This is a genomic window from Aquiflexum sp., from assembly GCF_977115555.1.
In genome coordinates this window covers 1-2,639 of the sequence record NZ_CDSBKL010000496.1, presented here as the reverse complement: position 1 = coordinate 2,639, position 2,639 = coordinate 1, and the positions used below count along the sequence as shown (strand labels likewise).

The window sequence follows — 2,639 nt, the reverse complement described above, 5'->3', positions numbered from 1 at the left end:
CATCTTTAGCCCAATGGACATGGATATTATTTGCTTTGGCGTTCTTTTCAAATTCCTCCAAATAGCTACCCAAATTGGCCAAAACATTGTCTTTGATCTGTGAAGCAAGGGTACGGAGTTGCTCCCACTCGGGTACGGATTTGCTTATTTTATCGCGCTTATCACGGACAAACCACAGCGTCTCATCATGCCATTTGGACTTGGCCTGATCTTCCAAAAATGCTGCTGCCTGTATCGGATGGCTCATGTGATGGCTTCGTTTAGGATTTCGGCGATATGCTTAAACCGGATCGGATTTCCGTTTCGTTTGGCGATTCCCTGCAAATGCATGATGCAGGACATGTCGCCTCCGGTCAGGATTTCGACTTTGTGTGCTTGGTGGTCGGCCAACCTGTCTTTGCCCATTTGGATGGAAAGGGCTTCTTCGCTTACCGCAAATGTGCCTCCAAAACCACAGCATTCATCTTTCCTTTCCAATTCCACCCATTCCAATCCTTCCAGATTGGACATCAGTTGTTTGGCTTTATTGAAGGATGGCTGATTCAGTTCACTTGAAGAAGAAAGCCTCAAACCCCGTTGCCCATGACAGGAGGCATGGAAGCCGACTCTGTGGGGAAAGCTTCCTTGGATGTTCTCGATTTTCAGTATATCTGTCAAGAATTCTGTCAGTTCAAAAATCTTGTCATGGAGTTCGGATTGTTCTTTTTCCATTCCTGAGATGGCAGGCGCATGTTCTTTGATGTGCAGGACACAGCTACCTGATGGGGCCACGACATAATCAAAGTCTTTGAAAATCCTGATAAAATGCTTGGTCGTGGCAATTGTATCCCGTTCATAGCCCGCGTTGGCCATGGGCTGCCCGCAACAGGTCTGACCCATGGGATAGGTCACCTGACAACCCAATTTCTCCAGTAATTCCAAAGTCGCAATTGCAACCTTGGGATAAAACTGATCGACGTAGCAGGGGATGAAGAGGCCTATATTTTTTTTATTCTCGGGCATTTTATCAATTAGGTATTAATGGATACTGAGTTATAGATTGATATTTTGGTGAAGTAATTGAGGTGTATTTAGTGCTCAATAATGTCTGTTAATATCCATAAATATCAATAAGTATCCACCAATATCATTTAAAACAATTTTGTTTCTCAATCTCAAAAAAAGGAAGGAAGGAAATATCCTGTAGTGTAGGGGTTTCGAATTGATCCATAAAGAAAGATGGGTTTTTTCTATTGCAAAATATCATATCCCAACAAATTCCTGGAAGTCGTTTTTAGTAATTACAGCTGTTTGATGCTGCGGATAAGCATCAAGGAAAGAGGTCGGGAACTTGACTTTTTGTTCTTTCCATTTGAATTCATAAGCATGTAAGATGCCATCCTCTTCTTCAATATAATCTATCTCGGCCTTGTCATGGGTTCTCCAAAAATAAGTATTGACAAATCTTCCGTTGTATTGGTTTTGTTTCAATCTTTCTGAGATCAAGAAATTTTCCCACAATGCCCCTTTGTCTTGACGCATTTCTGGAAGGGAAAAATTACTGATGAGTACATTTCTGATCCCGTTGTCATAGAAATAATACTTTTTACTTTTTTTGATTTCATTTCGGAGGTTTCGGCTAAATGCAGGAAGCTTGAAAATGACAAAGGCTTTTTCCAACAGATCAAGGTATTTTTCTACTGTCAGGGTATCGATATTGCCGATGGTTTGAGCCAATTCATTGTAGCTCACTTCACTGCCAACCTGAAATGCCAATGCACGCAAAAGTTTGTCAATGTGGCTTGGTTTTCGGACACTATCCAGCTGCAAAACATCTTTGTAAAGATAGCTTTGGGCGATTTCTACCAGGATTTCTTTTTCATTTCCGGGGTTGTTGACTACTTCCGGGTAGAATCCATAGATCAACCGTGTGTCCAATAGTCTCTTCCCTTCTAAAAGGGAAGTGTGGTTCACCGTTTCCCTGAAGCTGATTGGAAATAGATGGAATGTTTTTTTTCTACCGGTCAGCGGTTCAGCGGTTTGGTTTTGAAGGTCAAAGGCAGAAGAACCTGTGGCGATAATCTGTATGTCCGGTCTATTGTCAAAAATGAGCTTCAGTTTTTTGCCAATGTTAGGAATCTGTTGTGCTTCATCAATAATGACCAATTTATTGTTTGCTCCGATCAGCTGAATCAATTGGGTACTGGTGTTGGCAGAGGAGAATGCTTCCAAAATATCAGCTTCATCAGCATTGAACCAAACCGATGGTATATCCAATTGCCTTACTGTTTCTTTGAGGAGTGTGGTTTTTCCTACCTGTCTTGGACCTAGGAGTAATAAGATTTTACCCTTGAAACAGGAAGAAACGAGCTTTTCCAGAAGTGTCCTTTGAATCATGTTTCCTTTTTTTATATTCAAACATACGGAATATTTAGATCGTAATCGAAAAAATACGCCTAATTTTTCGACTACGATCTAAATATTGGGCCTAAAATTTCGATTACGATCTGAAAAATCGTTGGAATGCTGTACGAAATCTTTCTCAGAAAAAACAACCTAAACTTATTTTAGATCGTTAACATCTTATCCAAGCACTTTTCAACCATTTATTTTCCCAAGACCATGGCAACAATAACCCAAAAACTATCGCTGGCATTTGT

At 40.7% G+C, this 2,639-nt stretch carries 2 protein-coding genes and 1 pseudogene; all 3 read right to left on the bottom strand.

The genetic code is table 11. The features are described from left to right. Positions 1 to 247: pseudogene (locus ACZFYI_RS18730) on the bottom strand (4Fe-4S ferredoxin); the annotation flags it as partial. After that, entirely contained in the window at positions 244 to 1,002 is a 759-nt protein-coding gene (locus ACZFYI_RS18725) for a (Fe-S)-binding protein (RefSeq protein WP_462525643.1), read from the bottom strand. The gene ACZFYI_RS18725 and the pseudogene ACZFYI_RS18730, both read right to left, overlap by 4 nt. A 240-nt stretch (positions 1,003 to 1,242) precedes the next feature. Next, on the bottom strand, positions 1,243 to 2,376 hold the full coding sequence (locus ACZFYI_RS18720) for an ATP-binding protein (protein ID WP_462525642.1): 1,134 nt from the start codon (positions 2,374 to 2,376) through the stop codon (positions 1,243 to 1,245). Positions 2,377 to 2,639 lie beyond the last annotated feature (263 nt).

Bases quoted from the DNA above. Each gene is read 5' to 3' on its own strand.
- ACZFYI_RS18725 (WP_462525643.1), bottom strand. From the start codon at position 1,002: ATGCCCGAGAATAAAAAAAATATAGGCCTCTTCATCCCCTGCTACGTC.
- ACZFYI_RS18720 (WP_462525642.1), bottom strand. From the start codon at position 2,376: ATGATTCAAAGGACACTTCTGGAAAAGCTCGTTTCTTCCTGTTTCAAG.